Source organism: Pseudomonas sp. Marseille-Q1929, assembly GCF_017316265.1.
GTDB lineage: Bacteria > Pseudomonadota > Gammaproteobacteria > Pseudomonadales > Pseudomonadaceae > Aquipseudomonas.
In genome coordinates this window covers 1-14,344 of record NZ_JAFLWU010000039.1, presented here as the reverse complement: position 1 = coordinate 14,344, position 14,344 = coordinate 1, and the positions used below count along the sequence as shown (strand labels likewise).

Below are 14,344 nucleotides of genomic sequence, written 5' to 3'. Positions count from 1 at the left end.
CAGTATATGGCGAATTCCCAACCCCGCCCCAACCCCGCACAATCTCCCCATGAATACCCTTCTCGCGTTCTACCAAGACATCGGCCCCGCCCTGACCCTGCTGGTATTCGGCACCTTCCTGCTGGCCGGCACGGTCAAGGGCGTGATCGGCCTGGGCCTGCCCACCGTCGCCATGGGGCTGCTCGGCCTGGCTATGCTGCCGGCGCAGGCTGCTGCGCTGCTGATCATCCCCTCGACGGTCACCAACCTCTGGCAACTGGCGTTCGGTGGCCACTTGAGCGCCTTGCTCAAACGCCTGTGGCCGATGCTGTTATTGATCTCTCTCGGCACCGGGCTCGGCACGGTGTGGCTGGGGATGGACGGCGGTGGCTGGGTCGTTCACGCATTGGGCGGGGCATTGCTGGTGTATGCGTTAAGCGGTCTGTTCTTGCCCACGTTCAAGGTCAAGCCTGCAAACGAACGCTGGTTGGGCCCGCTGTGTGGCGTGATCACCGGCGTCATTACCTCGGCCACCGGCGTGTTTGTGATTCCAGCGGTGCCGTATCTGCAGGCGCTGGGTTTGAATCGCGATCAGCTGGTGCAGGCGCTGGGGCTGTCATTCACCGTCTCGACCCTGGCGCTGGCCGCCGGGTTGGCCTGGCGCGGTACGCTGGGCGGCGGCGAGATCAATGCTTCGCTGCTGGCGCTGGTGCCGGCGTTGTTGGGCATGTGGCTCGGCCAGGTGGTGCGTCAGCGCATCAGTGCGCAGATGTTCAAGCGCGTATTTTTTATCGGCATGGCGCTGTTGGGCGCTCATCTGCTGATCAGTGGTTAACAATCGCCAAGGTATTCGTGCATTTCAGTCAAATGTATTTTGCCGTGCTGCCGCTTATTCCAAGGGGCCGAGGTCGATAGTCTGCGTCCAGACATTTTCAACCTCTTGGATACCCTCCCATGAAAAAAGTACTCCTGCTCAACGGCGGCAAACAATTCGCCCACTCCGACGGCCGCTACAACACCACTCTGCATGACACCGCCCTGGCCGTGCTGGACCGTGGCGGGATCGACGTCAAGGTCACCCATATCGACGCTGGCTACGACGTGGCCGAAGAAGTCGCCAAGTTCCTCTGGGCCGACGTGATCATCTACCAGATGCCCGGCTGGTGGATGGGCGCGCCGTGGATCGTGAAGAAATACATCGACGAAGTCTTCACCGAAGGCCATGGCAGCCTGTATGCCAGCGACGGTCGCACCCGTTCCGACGCGTCGCAGAAATACGGCAGCGGCGGCCTGATCCAGGGCAAGCAGTACATGCTGTCGCTGACCTGGAACGCACCGCAGCAAGCCTTCGACGACCCGAGCGACTTCTTCGAAGCCAAGGGCGTGGATGCTGTGTACTTCCCATTCCACAAGGCCAACGAATTCCTCGGCATGACCGCCTTGCCGACCTTCCTCTGTGTGGACGTGATGAAACGCCCGGCCATCGAAGCCGACGTGGCGCGCTATGAGCAGCACTTGGCGCAGGTGTTCAACCTCTCGGTGTAAGCTGCGGCGAACCGATAACGAGGACCGCCTGTGAAAGCCCGATCCGACGAGCTACAAATTTTTGTCAGCGTGATCGAGTGCGGCTCGATTTCCGCGGCGGCGGAGCAGGTCGGGCAGACGCCGTCGGCGGTCAGCCGCACGCTGTCGCGCCTGGAGGCCAAGCTCGACACCACGCTGATCAACCGCACGACGCGGCGCATGGACCTGACCGAAGAGGGCAAGTACTTCTTCGAGCACGCCAAGGTGATCCTGGCGCAGATGGATGAGCTGGAAGAACGCCTGTCGTCGCGCCAGAAACACCCGGCCGGGCGCCTGCGCATCAATGCGGCGGTGCCGTTCATGCTGCATGGGATCGTGCCGTACATCGCCGAATTTCGCCGCTTGTACCCGGACATCCAGCTGGAGCTGAACAGCGATGACTTGATCATCGACCTGCTGGAACAGAGCACCGACATTGCGATCCGTATCGGCGTGCTGGCTGATTCCACCCTGCATGCCCGTTCCCTCGGCTGTACGCCGCTGCATATCCTTGCCAGCCCCGCCTACATCGCGCAGTTCGGTGCACCGACCACTGTGGCCGAGTTGGCCGATCACACCTTGCTGGGCTTCACCCAGACCGAAACCCTCAACCACTGGCCGCTGCGCCATGTGGAAGGCGACCGCTGGCTGATCCAACCGAGCGTTTCTGCGTCCAGCGGCGAAACCCTGCGCCAGTTGGCATTGGAAGGGCAGGGCATTTGCTGCCTGTCGAACTTCATGACCAGCGCCGACATCGACGCCGGCCGCCTGGTGCCGGTGCTGGAGGCGTTCAACAGCGGTTATCGCCAGCCGATCCACGCGGTGTATTACCGCAACTCGCAGTTGGCGCTGCGCATCCAGTGCTTCCTCGATTTTATCCAGGCCAAACTGGCGCGGTATGCCTGCTGATTCGTGACCGCCGCGCAAGAGTGAATTGGGCGGCACGGGCTTATTCGGTGGGGTTCGGGCATTGATACTGGGCCCATCACTTACCCCGTCAGGAGCACCTTTCATGAACGTATTCGTTACCGGCGCCGCCGGTTTTATTGGCGGTTCCATTGCCACCGGCCTGGTCCAGGCTGGCCACACCGTCACCGGCCTGGTGCGTAGCGCCGAGCAAGCCGCTGAAATGACCGCCTTGGGCATCACTCCGGTGATCGGCAGCCTGGACGACGCGGCCGTATTGATCGAGCAGGCGCAGCAGGCTGACGCGGTGATCAACGCCGCCAGCAGTGACCATCGTGCGGCAGTGGAAACCTTGCTGGCGGCGCTGAAAGGGTCGAACAAGCCGTTCCTGCACACCAGCGGGTCGAGCATCGTCGGTGATGCGTCGGGCGGCAAGGCCAGCGATGTCATCTACTTCGAGGACAACCTGCCGGAACCGACGGTGGATAAGGCCGCACGCGTCGCCATCGACAACCTGATCCTGGCCGCCGCCAACGACGGCGTGAATTCGGCGGTCATCTGCAACACCCTGATCTACGGCCACAGCCTCGGCGTGAAGCGTGACAGCGTGCAATTGCCGCGCTTGCTCAAGCAGGCGCGCAAGAGTGGGGTGGTGCGCCATGTGGGGACGGGGCAGAACATCTGGTCCAACGTGCATATCGAGGATGTGATGGCGTTGTATTTGCTGGCGCTGACCAAGAATGTGCCGGGTACGTTCTACTTCGTCGAAAGCAGCGAGGCGTCGTTTATCGACATGACCTCGGCGATTGCCGAAGCCTTGAACCTGGGTAAACCGCAGGATTGGCCGTTGGCCGAGGCTGAGGCTGAGTGGGGTTATGAAATGGCCAACTATGGTTTGGGTTCCAACAGCCGGGTGCGCGGCCAGCGGGCGCGGGAGGTGTTGGGGTGGGTGCCGAAGCGGACTTCGGTGGTTGAGTGGATTCGTCGCGAGATGGTTTGATGTTCGCTTAGCACCGCGTCGCGGCCATCGCAGGCAAGCCAGCTCCCACAAAAGCCAGTTCCCACATTTTGATTTGTGAACACATTCAAGTGTGGGAGCTGGCTTGCCTGCGATGAAGGCGACGCGGTCTTCGAGACTAGCCCCACCCCGCTCAATTCCGTACCATCCCCAGCCTTATCCCCGCATTACCCTGGTACCTCATGAACCTCACCCGTCTGCGCGCCGATGCCCTGGCCGGCCTCACCACGTCTTTCGCGCTGCTGCCCGAATGCATCGCCTTTGCCCTGGTGGCCCACCTCAACCCGCTGATGGGGCTCTACGGCGCCTTTATCATCTGCACCCTCACCGCGCTGTTCGGTGGCCGGCCCGGTATGGTCTCCGGTGCGGCGGGCTCGATGGCGGTGGTCATCGTCGCGCTGGTGGTGCAACACGGCGTGGACTACCTGCTGGCCACGGTGCTGCTGGGCGGGTTGATCATGATCGCGTTCGGCCTGCTGCGCCTGGGCAAGCTGGTGCGCATGGTGCCGCACCCAGTGATGCTCGGCTTTGTGAATGGCCTGGCGATCATCATCGCGCTGGCGCAACTGGAGCACTTCAAGAGCGGTGAGCACTGGCTCAGCGGCACGCCGTTGTACGTGATGATCGGCCTGGTGCTGGTGACCATGGCCATTGTCTACCTGCTGCCGCGCATCACCCGTGCAGTGCCGCCGGCGCTGGTGGCGATCCTCGGCGTCGGCCTGGCGGTTTACCTGCTCGGCCTGCCGACGCGCACGTTGGGTGACATGGCCCACATCGCCGGTGGCCTGCCCACCTTTGCCCTGCCGCAAATTCCCTGGACCCTGGAAACCCTCGGCATCATCGCGCCGTACGCGTTCCTGATGGCCATGGTCGGCCTGCTGGAAACCCTGCTCACCCTGAACCTCACCGACGAAATCACCGAGACCCGTGGCTACCCCGACCGCGAAAGCGTGGCCCTGGGCGCGGCGAACATGGTCTCTGGCGTGTTTGGCGGCATGGGCGGTTGTGCGATGATCGGGCAAACCGTGATCAATTTAAGTTCCGGTGGTCGCGGGCGTTTCTCCGGGGTGTTTGCCGGGGTGATGATCCTGTTGTTCATCTTGTTCCTGTCGCCGTTTATCGAGCGCATTCCGCTGGCGGCGCTGGTCGGGGTGATGTTCGTGGTGTCCCAGCAGACCTTCGCCTGGGCCTCCTTGCGGGTGATCAACAAGGTGCCGCTCAACGATGTGCTGGTGATTATCGCGGTGACGGTGATCACGGTATTCACCGACCTGGCCACGGCGGTGTTGTGCGGGATTGTGATTGCGGCGCTGAACTTTGCCTGGCAGCAGGCGCGGGAGCTGTATGCCGATGAGCATCTGGAGGCCGATGGCAGCAAGCTCTATCGCCTGCACGGCACGTTGTTCTTCGCCTCGACCACGCCGTTTCTGAACAGGTTCGACCCGGCCAACGACCCGGCCCAGGTGACGCTGGATTGCCGGCACCTGAGCTTTGTCGATTATTCAGCGATTGCCGCGCTGATGACCCTGCGCGAGCGCTACGCCAAGGCCGGCAAGCACCTGCGGGTGCTGCACTTGTCGGAGCGCTGCAAGAAGCTGCTCAAGCGCGCCAAGGTTCATCACGACTGAAGGGTCATGGCCCGACCAGGTCTTCCAACTCCTGGGCGCGGGTCTGGGTCATGTCCAGCACGCAGCCGGAGCCGTTGACCCGGTCGATGCTGCCACCGGTGGCGCTGCCGGCAAAGGCGCAATTGGCGTCACGGTACTTTATCCACAGGCGCTGCACGTCTTGCAGTTGCTGCTTGCGCGGCCCTTCCTGGGCGGCGAGGGCGGTCTTGTAGGCCGTGTTCAGGCGCTTGTCCTGCACCTTGGTTTCCTTGGCATTGCAATTGACCATGTCGGCGGTGGTGTTGGCGCCGTCCATGCATTTTTTCAGCGCCGCGTTATCGGCGGCCGAGGCGCTGCCGCACAGGGCAAGGAGCAGGGCGCTGGCGGCGAGGGATGTGCGAATCATGGGCGGTTTTCCTGGCTGTGAGTGGTTGCGCAGTCTATGACTGGATGGCGACGTTTGAGTTTCCGCCATCCTCTGATCTTCATGTAAGAACACCCCCCGAATTTTCATCAGCGGCCGTCGGGCATGTCCCAACGCGACAGCGCGTGTCTGTGGGCGAAAATTATTTTCATAAAAATTGAAAATCCTCCTCGGTAATGATTTATGAGTTTCACAACCAATTCGACGTGACCCTTTCCGAGGAGTACCGCATGGCCGCATCACTGGGCTTCGGGCTGTTGGCATACGCTGCCATCGCCATCATTGCTTTGATCGTGCTGATTGCACGTTACCGGCTCAACCCGTTTATCGTCATCACTCTGGTGTCCATCGGCCTGGCGCTGACGGCCGGGATGCCGGCAGACACCATCATGGGCTCCTACGAGGCGGGCGTCGGCAAGACCCTGGGGCATATCGCCCTGGTGGTGGCGCTGGGCACCATGCTCGGCAAGATGATGGCCGAGTCGGGCGGCGCCGAGCAGGTGGCGCGCACCCTGATCAACCGGTTCGGCGAGCGCAACGCGCACTGGGCGATGGTGTGCATCGCGTTCCTGGTGGGGTTGCCGCTGTTTTTCGAGGTCGGTTTTGTGTTGCTGGTGCCGATTGCCTTTACCGTGGCGCGGCGTGTAGGCGTGTCGATCCTGATGGTCGGCTTGCCCATGGTCGCCGGCTTGTCGGTGGTGCATGCGCTGGTGCCGCCACACCCGGCGGCGATGATGGCGGTGCTGGCGTATAACGCGTCGGTGGGGCAGACCGTGCTGTATGCGATTTTGATCGGTATCCCGACCGCGATCATCGCCGGCCCGGTGTACGCCAAATACATCGTGCCGCGCATTCACCTGCCGGCGGAAAACCCGCTGGAACGCCAGTTCATCGAGCGTGAACCGCGCACGCGCCTGCCAAGCTTTGCGCTGACCATGGGCACCATCCTGTTGCCGGTGGTGTTGATGATGATCGGCGGCTGGGCCAACGTGCTTTCCACGCCGGGTAGCGGTTTCAACCAGTTCCTGTTGTTTATCGGCAACTCGGTGATCGCGCTGCTGCTGGCGACCTTGGTGAGTTTCTGGACCTTGGGCATCGCCCAGGGCTTCAACCGCGAGTCGATCCTCAAGTTCACCAACGAATGCCTGGCGCCGACCGCGAGCATCACGCTGCTGGTGGGCGCGGGCGGTGGCTTGAACCGGATTCTGGTGGATGCCGGCGTCACTAACGAAATCCTCGGCCTGGCCCACGCCTTCCAGCTGTCGCCGCTGGTGATGGGCTGGCTGTTCGCCGCGTTGATGCGTATCGCCACGGGTTCGGCGACGGTGGCCATGACCACCGCATTCGGTGTGGTCGCGCCTGTGGCCATGGGCCTGGGTTATCCCCACCCGGAATTGCTGGTGCTGGCCACCGGTGCGGGCTCGGTGATCTTTTCCCACGTCAACGACGGCGGCTTCTGGCTCATCAAGGAATACTTCAATATGACGGTGATCCAGACCTTCAAGACCTGGACCGTGCTGGAGACCCTGATTTCCTTGGTCGCTTTCGGTCTCACCTATGGTCTGTCCTGCATCCTGTAACCCGGAGACTTCATGGACATCCTCTACCAGATCCGCGCCCGCCAGGATTCCTTCAGCGCCGGCGAAGGCCGTATCGCCAGGCTGATGCTCGATGACGTGGGTTTTGCCGCGTCGGCCAGCCTGGAAGAGTTGTCCCAGCGGGCCGAGGTCAGCACCGCCACGCTGTCGCGGTTTGCGCGCAGCGTGGGCTGCCGCGATTTGCGCGACCTGCGCCTGCAACTGGCCCAGGCCAGTGGCGTCGGCAGCCGCTTCCTCGACCCGGCGGGCAAGCCGGAACAGTCGGCGTTTCATCGGCAGATTCTCGGTGATATCGAGGCGACGTTGCGTCAGCACTTGTCCGGCTTCAATCAGGCGGGTTTTGTCGATGCTGTGAACGTGCTGGGCCAGGCGCGGATGATCCACGCATTTGGCATGGGCGGCCCGTCGAGCCTGTGCAGCGATGAGTTGCAGGTGCGCCTGGTGCGCCTGGGCTATCCGATTGCGGCCTGCCATGACCCGGTGATGATGCGTGTCACCGCGGCAACCCTGGGCCCGGAGCATGCGTTGATCGTGTGCTCCCTGACCGGCCGCACTCCCGAGTTGCTCGACGTGGTGGCGCTGGCGCGCAACTACGACGCGCGCATCATCGCCATCACCCTGGCCGATTCACCCTTGGCGCACCTGGCCGATGTGCTGCTGCCGCTGCAACCGGCCGAAACCAGTTTTATCTACAAACCCACGGCAGCGCGCTACGGCATGCTGCTGGCCATCGACCTGCTCGCCACCGAGCTGGCGCTGGCCATGCCGGACGACAACCGGGAACGCCTGCGCCGGATCAAGCTGGCCCTCGACGATTACCGCGGCGGCCCCGACAGCCTGCCGCTTGGAGACTGAAATGAAGTACGACACGTTGATTCGCCAGGCGCTGATCATTGATGGCAGCAACACCCCCGGCTACCTCGCCGACGTAGGGCTGCTTGCGGGACGCATCGAGATGATTGGTGACTTGTCGGCAGCGACGGCTGAGCATGAGGTGGATGCCAGCGGCCGCGTGCTGGCGCCGGGTTTTATCGACGTGCACACCCACGATGACACGGTGGTGATCCGTCAGCCGCAGATGCTGCCCAAGCTGAGCCAGGGCGTGACCACGGTGATTGTCGGCAATTGCGGCATCAGCGCTTCGCCGGTGAGCTTGCGCAGTGAGCCGCCGGACCCGATGAACCTGCTCGGCAGCGCTTCGGCGTTTGTTTATCCGCGTTTCAGCGACTATCGAGCGGCCGTCGAAAACGCCCATCCGGCGGTCAACGTCGCCGCACTCATCGGCCATACGGCGCTGCGCAGCAACCATATGGACGATCTGCACCGCACGGCCACGCCGGATGAAATCGCCGCCATGCGCGTGCAGTTGCAAGAGAGCCTTGAGGCCGGTGCCCTCGGTTTATCCACAGGGCTGGCCTACGCCAGTGCCTTCAATGCCGAGACCGATGAGGTGCTGCAGCTCACTGAAGAACTGACGGCGTTCGGTGCGGTGTACACCACCCATTTGCGCAGTGAGTTCGAACCGGTGCTGGAGGCCATGGACGAAGCGTTTTTGATCGGCCGGCACGCCAGGGTGCCGGTAATCATTTCGCACCTCAAATGTGCCGGCGCGGGTAACTGGGGGCGTAGTCCACAGCTATTGGCGGCGCTGGAATCGGCGGCGAAAACCCACCCGGTGGGGTGTGATTGTTATCCCTATGCGGCGAGTTCTTCGACCCTGGATCTGAAGCAGGTCACCGATGCGTTTCGTATCACCATCACCTGGTCGACGCCGCACCCTGAACTGGGTGGGCGCGATTTGCAGGACATCGCCGCCGAGTGGGACGTTTCGCTGATGGATGCGGCGCGCCGCCTGCAACCGGCGGGGGCGGTGTACTACGGGATGGATGAGGCGGATGTGCGACGTATCCTCGCGCATCCGCTGTCGATGGTGGGCTCGGATGGGTTGCCGGAAGATCCGTTCCCCCATCCGCGCTTGTGGGGCGCCTTCCCACGGGTGTTGGGGCATTTCAGCCGGGATGTGGGCTTGTTTCCGTTGCACACGGCGGTACACAAGATGACCGGGTTGTCGGCGGCGCGGTTTGGCTTGGCCGAGCGGGGCGAGATTCGCCAAGGGCATTGGGCTGACCTGGTGTTGTTCGACCCGTTGCGTGTGCGTGATGTGGCCGATTTCAAGGAGCCGCAGCGCGCGGCAGAAGGGATTGACGGGGTGTGGGTCAACGGCGTGTTGAGCTACCGCGACGGCCAGGCCAATGGCCAACGGCCGGGTCGCTTCCTGGCGCGTAGCGGGGATTTGCGTAAGGGGTTTTCGTCTCTATAGTGGTCGCTTTTCACACACGGAGCGGTCGCCATGCACTTAGGAAAAGTCACCCCCATCTTGCGGATTTTCGACGAGGCCAAGGCGCTGGAGTTTTACGTCGACTTCCTGGGGTTCACGGTGGATTGGCAGCATCGCTTCGAGGCGAATTTCCCGTTGTATTTGCAGGTGTCGCTGGGTGAGTGCGTGCTGCATTTGTCCGAGCATCATGGCGATGCGTCACCGGGCGCGGCGGTGCGGATTCAGGCGCAAGGGGTGGACGGTTACCGGCAGCAGTTGGCGGGCAAGGATTACCGTTATGCCAAGCCTGAGGTTGAAGAGACGCCTTGGGGCTCGCGGGAGATGAGCATCAAGGACCCGTTTGGGAATCGGCTGGTGTTTGTTGAGGATGGTGAGGGCTGAGGGGGGAATCGCGGGCAATAAAAAACCGCCTTAGTAGGGCGGTTTTTTATTGCAAACCCAGTTAGTGGCTGGGGTTGCGATCTCAAAGGACGCATCGACCCGCAGGCCGATATTACCTCCGGTAATTTCATCACACAAGGCTGAACGATGTTCGGAAAGGGACACTTTCCGGCATTTTCTCGGGTAAGCACTGACTGCAAAAGCTTGTAATGAATTCATCGCACGATACTGGATATTTGGTCACTGTCCGACACACCTTCGGCGGAACTGTTGGTTAGGATTTCCTCCGTTCTGCGTTTGTCGCTTTTTGGGTGGGCCGGGTATGCGCGCGAATTCTGGACCGACCGCCACGGGCTAGTAATCCGTGCCGGATTGATGCGGAAGGACCATTAGCCCGGCCACCTCAAAGGACGCATCGACCTGCGTCCGAAGGCCCACGTGTTCCGGTAAGTGCGCTGGAGGTAAGGCCCAACTCACGGAGGGCCGAGTATGTCCAAGTTTGCACGACGTACGTGGAACCTCGTAGTGAACTGCCTGCGTGCTTATCACGTGTGGAAGTTCCTGCGGGACAGCTTTGATGACCGCTAAGGTCTGAGAAGTGGAGCCGCCTCGGTTCAGGCCGAGGCGGCTTTTTGGTTTTTTACACCCGGAAGTGACTGACCATCTGCTGCAACTGGCTGCCCAAGCGCGCCAGTTCCACACTCGATTTTGCCGTCTCGTCACTCGCCGTAGCCGTCTGCTCCGACACATCCCGCACATTCACGATACTGCGGCTGATCTCTTCAGCTACGGCACTCTGCTGCTCGGCGGCGGCGGCGATCTGCTGGTTCATCGACTGGATATTCGACACCGTACGGGTGATGTTTTCCAGGGACACACCGGCCTTGCGTGTCAGCTCGACGCTGCTGTCGGTGAGGCTGCGGCTGTTGTTCATCACCGTGGCCACTTGCTGGGTGCCGTTCTGCAAGCCGGCGACCAGGCCTTCGATTTCCTCGGTGGATTTCTGTGTGCGCTGGGCCAGGCCGCGCACTTCGTCGGCGACCACGGCAAACCCGCGACCGGCTTCACCGGCACGTGCGGCTTCAATTGCTGCGTTGAGCGCCAACAGGTTGGTCTGCTCGGCCACGGCCTTGATCACGTCCATCACGCTGCCGATCTTGTTGCTCTCTTGTTGCAGGTGCGCCATGGCGTCGGTGGAGCGTGCCACTTCGGCAGCCAGGCGTTCGATCTGGGCGATGGCTTCGGCCACCACCTTGTCGCCTTCGCGGGCTTGGCCGTCGGCGTCGGACGCGGCTTGGGAGGCCTGTTCGGCGTTGCGCGCGACTTCCTGCACGGTGGCGGTCATCTCGTGCATGGCGGTGGCGACTTGATCGGTTTCGATCTTTTGGCTGTTCACGCCGGCGCTGGTCTGCTCGGTCACGGCTGACAATTCTTCAGCGGCGCTGGCGATTTGCGTCACGCCGTCGCGGATACCGCTGATCAGCTCGCGCAGGGTCGTGCCCATGCGCTGGATGCCTTGTTGCAGCACGCCCAGTTCATCACGGCGGGTGACCTGGATGTTGTGGCTCAAATCGCCGGAAGCGATGCGCTCGACCACGGCCAGGGTTTCCTGAAGTGGACGGGTGATTTGGCGGGTGATAACCCAGGCTGCAATGATGCCGACCAGCAGGGCCAGCAACGTGCTGATCAATTGCAGGCTGCGGGCCTGGGCGCTTTCGGCGTCACGGCGGTCAAGCTGGATGTCGTAGAGCTTGTCGCTGATGGTGACGATATCGGCGCCCTGGGTGGTCATCTCGGCGCGGGCGCTGACGATGTTGGCATTGGCGGCCTTGTAGCTTTGCACCGCGGTGCGGTAGGCGCCGAGGGCGGTTTCCAGGGCGGCCAGTGCGGTTTGCTGGTCGGCGCCAAAGACCGCGCTGAGTTTTTTCAAGCCGCCGATGGCTTTTTCGATTTGTGCAGCGGCGCGGGCTTCGGTGTCGGCGTTGACGTTGCCGGTGTAGCCGCGCACTTCGTAGCGGGCCAACTGGAAGTCTTCCTTGGCCTGGGTCACGGCCTGGAACTGGGTGAAACGCTCCGGGCTCTCGGCCATCTGCTGCACGCTGGCATCGAGGGCGTTGATCTGGGTGTTGGCGGTATCGGCTTTGTCACCCATGACCTGGCGCGCGGCATTGCCGTTACGGTAGGCCTCGCGCATTTTGTTCAGGGACTGCTGGTAGGCGGTGATGACGGCTTTCTGCTCATTGAGCAGTTTGAGGTTTTCCGGGCTCTTGAAGCTGTCCAGCAGTTTCTGTTGCTGGGCGGCGAAGGCATCCAGGCTGGTCTGGACGTTTTGGGCCACGGTTTCGTCGCCGTTGGCCAGCATGTATTGCAGACGCACGATACGCAGCTTGGTCAGCGAGGCATTGAGCTGGGTGATGTCGCTCATCCAATTGCTGCGGTCAATCAGACCGCTCAGGCTGGTCCAGCCGGTGAGGGCCAGGATCGAGGTGAGGACCAGCACCAGGCCGAAGCCCAGGCCCAGTTTGAGGTTGACGCTAATGTTGCCGAACCAGCTATTCATCGAATGCTCCGCAAGGGTGATATCTGTTTGCTGGGCGGTATTGTTGTTTGAGCCAGCCAAGGTATGTAGGTGGGTATCGGCGGCGAGACGTGAATCTGAAATGGCTTTTTCGCCGTTAGGCGCAAACAGCGGGTCTGCCCGATGAATGGGCAGGGCGGGGCGACACGTGTCCGGTTGTAGATAGGTACGCCGGGGCGCTCATCAAGGTCGGGTGTTGTGTGCTAGTCTGCTGGCCCTTTTAGTTCTGGGCGACAGGGAAAACGCGGCCTTCGTGCGGTTTTTGTGTGTCGTCCTACAGCGGAGCACCTTCATGTCCGAAGTTAATCTGTCCACCGACGAAACCCGCGTCAGCTACGGCATTGGCCGTCAACTGGGCGACCAACTGCGCGACAACCCGCCACCGGGTGTGAGCCTGGACGCGATCCTGGCGGGCCTGACTGACGCTTTTGCCGGTAAGCCAAGCCGTGTTGACCAAGAGCAAATGGCTGCCAGCTTCAAGGTTATCCGTGAAATCATGCAAGCCGAAGCGGCTGCCAAGGCAGAAGCGGCTGCTGGCGAAGGCCTGGCCTTCCTGGCTGAAAACGCCAAGCGTGATGGCATCACCACCCTGGCTTCCGGCCTGCAATTTGAAGTGCTGACTGCCGGTGATGGCGCCAAGCCAACCCGTGAAGACCAAGTGCGCACTCACTACCACGGCACCCTGATCGACGGCACTGTGTTCGACAGCTCCTACGAGCGCGGCCAGCCTGCAGAATTCCCGGTGGGCGGCGTGATCGCTGGCTGGACCGAAGCCCTGCAACTGATGAATGCCGGCAGCAAATGGCGCCTGTACGTGCCGAGCGAACTGGCTTACGGCGCTCAAGGCGTTGGCAGCATCCCGCCGCACAGCGTTCTGGTGTTCGACGTCGAGCTGCTCGACGTTCTGTAAGACCTGCTGATTACTGTGGGAAATGGCTTGTGTGGGAGCGGGCTTGCTCGCGAAGACGGAGTGTCAGTCGCTCATTTGTTGACTGACCCACCGCTTTCGCGAGCAAGCCCGCTCCCACACAAAGCTCGCTTGCACAGGATGGGCTCATGGATGGAACTTGCCATTCAACTCGGTGGCCGGGCGCAACGCTCGGGCATAGCAGAACAGAAACAGATTACGCACCACCTCCTTCAGCACCCCCGGTTCACTCGAACTCAAGCCATTCACGTCCAGGTCACCCTGGTCTTGCAGCTCGCTGAGCGCTTCTTCTTCCAGCACCGCACAGACTTCGCCGGTTTCCCGATGCAGGATCCGCAGGTAAGGATGTGGGCGGTCGAGCCAGGCATCTATCAAATAAGTCATGGTGGTTCTCCTTGATAAGTTTCAATGAGAATAATTCTTATTCGTAGAATAGCAAGTGCCTATTGGCGGTTTGTGGTTTTTTCTGTGTGGATATTGCGCGGGATCAAACGGGAGGGCGAAACGCCATCCCGCGGCGGGCGCGGGATGGAAGCAGCAGGTTCAGACCTTGCGGACGAACTCGGACTTGAGTTTCATCGGGCCGATACCGTCGATCTTGCAATCGATATCGTGGTCGCCATCGCACAGGCGGATGTTCTTGACCTTGGTGCCGACCTTGACCACCAGGGAGGTGCCCTTGACCTTGAGGTCCTTGATCACGGTGATGGTGTCGCCGTCTTGCAGGACGTTGCCCACAGAGTCTTTCTTCACGGTTTCATCGCCGGCTGCTTCGGTCTCGCCATTGGCGGACCACTCATGGGCGCATTCCGGGCAGATCAGCTGGGCGCCGTCTTCGTAGGTGTATTCGGAATTGCATTTCGGGCAGGGTGGCAACGTGCTCACTAAAGCTCCTTGAGAGTCAGGGATGGCTAAAAGTCGCACATTATATAGGGTTTTACGGGCGGGAGGGGCGGCTTGGCTCGGTCTAATGTGGGAGCTGGCTTGCCTGCGATAGCTTTAGTGAATTCACTAAAGCTATCGC

The 14,344-nt window shown here is 61.7% G+C and carries 14 protein-coding genes; 10 read left to right on the top strand and 4 right to left on the bottom strand.

The annotated features are described in order from the left end of the window. Nucleotides 1-49: 49 nt before the first annotated feature. From J1G37_RS26500 to J1G37_RS26480, 5 genes are all read left to right on the top strand, one after another. The gene (locus J1G37_RS26500; RefSeq protein ID WP_207046490.1) at nucleotides 50-814 is read left to right on the top strand and encodes a sulfite exporter TauE/SafE family protein; all 765 of its coding nucleotides are present in this window, start codon (nucleotides 50-52) and stop codon (nucleotides 812-814) included. A gap of 119 nt (nucleotides 815-933) precedes the next feature. Then, entirely contained in the window at nucleotides 934-1,524 is a 591-nt protein-coding gene (locus J1G37_RS26495) for an NAD(P)H-dependent oxidoreductase (protein WP_207046488.1), read from the top strand. A gap of 30 nt (nucleotides 1,525-1,554) precedes the next feature. Beyond that, nucleotides 1,555-2,451 carry a LysR family transcriptional regulator gene (locus tag J1G37_RS26490; RefSeq protein WP_207046485.1) on the top strand — a complete coding sequence of 299 codons (897 nt, stop codon included), beginning with the start codon at nucleotides 1,555-1,557 and terminating at the stop codon, nucleotides 2,449-2,451. Nucleotides 2,452-2,554: 103 nt separating this feature from the next. After that, nucleotides 2,555-3,448, top strand: coding sequence for an NAD-dependent epimerase/dehydratase family protein (locus tag J1G37_RS26485; protein ID WP_207046483.1), 894 nt, complete (start codon nucleotides 2,555-2,557; stop codon nucleotides 3,446-3,448). A gap of 200 nt (nucleotides 3,449-3,648) precedes the next feature. Then, a complete protein-coding gene (locus J1G37_RS26480; protein WP_207046481.1) occupies nucleotides 3,649-5,094 on the top strand; it encodes a SulP family inorganic anion transporter in 1,446 nt (481 codons plus the stop codon). A 4-nt stretch (nucleotides 5,095-5,098) separates the two neighbouring features. Here J1G37_RS26480 and J1G37_RS26475 read toward each other — a convergent pair whose 3' ends face one another. Then, the gene (locus J1G37_RS26475) at nucleotides 5,099-5,479 is read right to left on the bottom strand and encodes a lysozyme inhibitor LprI family protein (protein ID WP_207046479.1); all 381 of its coding nucleotides are present in this window, start codon (nucleotides 5,477-5,479) and stop codon (nucleotides 5,099-5,101) included. Nucleotides 5,480-5,727: 248 nt separating this feature from the next. Here J1G37_RS26475 and J1G37_RS26470 point away from each other — a divergent pair, with 248 nt between their 5' ends. The 4 genes from J1G37_RS26470 to J1G37_RS26455 are packed head-to-tail and all read left to right on the top strand — an operon-like array spanning nucleotide 5,728 to nucleotide 9,814. Next, nucleotides 5,728-7,077 (top strand): gluconate:H+ symporter, encoded by a 1,350-nt coding sequence (locus J1G37_RS26470; protein WP_242551750.1) that lies wholly within the window; start codon nucleotides 5,728-5,730, stop codon nucleotides 7,075-7,077. Between the two features lie 12 nt (nucleotides 7,078-7,089). Continuing rightward, nucleotides 7,090-7,950, top strand: coding sequence for a MurR/RpiR family transcriptional regulator (locus J1G37_RS26465; RefSeq protein WP_207046476.1), 861 nt, complete (start codon nucleotides 7,090-7,092; stop codon nucleotides 7,948-7,950). A 1-nt stretch (nucleotide 7,951) separates the two neighbouring features. Further along, nucleotides 7,952-9,415 (top strand): D-aminoacylase, encoded by a 1,464-nt coding sequence (locus J1G37_RS26460; RefSeq protein WP_207046475.1) that lies wholly within the window; start codon nucleotides 7,952-7,954, stop codon nucleotides 9,413-9,415. A gap of 30 nt (nucleotides 9,416-9,445) precedes the next feature. Then, complete coding sequence (locus J1G37_RS26455) at nucleotides 9,446-9,814, top strand: glyoxalase superfamily protein (RefSeq protein ID WP_207046474.1); 369 nt, start codon at nucleotides 9,446-9,448, stop codon at nucleotides 9,812-9,814. Nucleotides 9,815-10,454: 640 nt separating this feature from the next. Here the strand turns inward: J1G37_RS26455 and J1G37_RS26450 are convergent. Continuing rightward, the gene (locus J1G37_RS26450; RefSeq protein ID WP_207046473.1) at nucleotides 10,455-12,374 is read right to left on the bottom strand and encodes a methyl-accepting chemotaxis protein; all 1,920 of its coding nucleotides are present in this window, start codon (nucleotides 12,372-12,374) and stop codon (nucleotides 10,455-10,457) included. A gap of 310 nt (nucleotides 12,375-12,684) precedes the next feature. Here J1G37_RS26450 and J1G37_RS26445 point away from each other — a divergent pair, with 310 nt between their 5' ends. Next, entirely contained in the window at nucleotides 12,685-13,302 is a 618-nt protein-coding gene (locus J1G37_RS26445) for an FKBP-type peptidyl-prolyl cis-trans isomerase (protein WP_017477811.1), read from the top strand. A gap of 144 nt (nucleotides 13,303-13,446) precedes the next feature. Here J1G37_RS26445 and J1G37_RS26440 read toward each other — a convergent pair whose 3' ends face one another. Together J1G37_RS26440 and J1G37_RS26435 are read right to left on the bottom strand one after the other, a co-directional pair. Beyond that, on the bottom strand, nucleotides 13,447-13,704 hold the full coding sequence (locus J1G37_RS26440) for a hypothetical protein (protein WP_056858344.1): 258 nt from the start codon (nucleotides 13,702-13,704) through the stop codon (nucleotides 13,447-13,449). A gap of 159 nt (nucleotides 13,705-13,863) precedes the next feature. Next, a complete protein-coding gene (locus J1G37_RS26435) occupies nucleotides 13,864-14,205 on the bottom strand; it encodes a zinc ribbon domain-containing protein YjdM (RefSeq protein WP_017735022.1) in 342 nt (113 codons plus the stop codon). Nucleotides 14,206-14,344 lie beyond the last annotated feature (139 nt).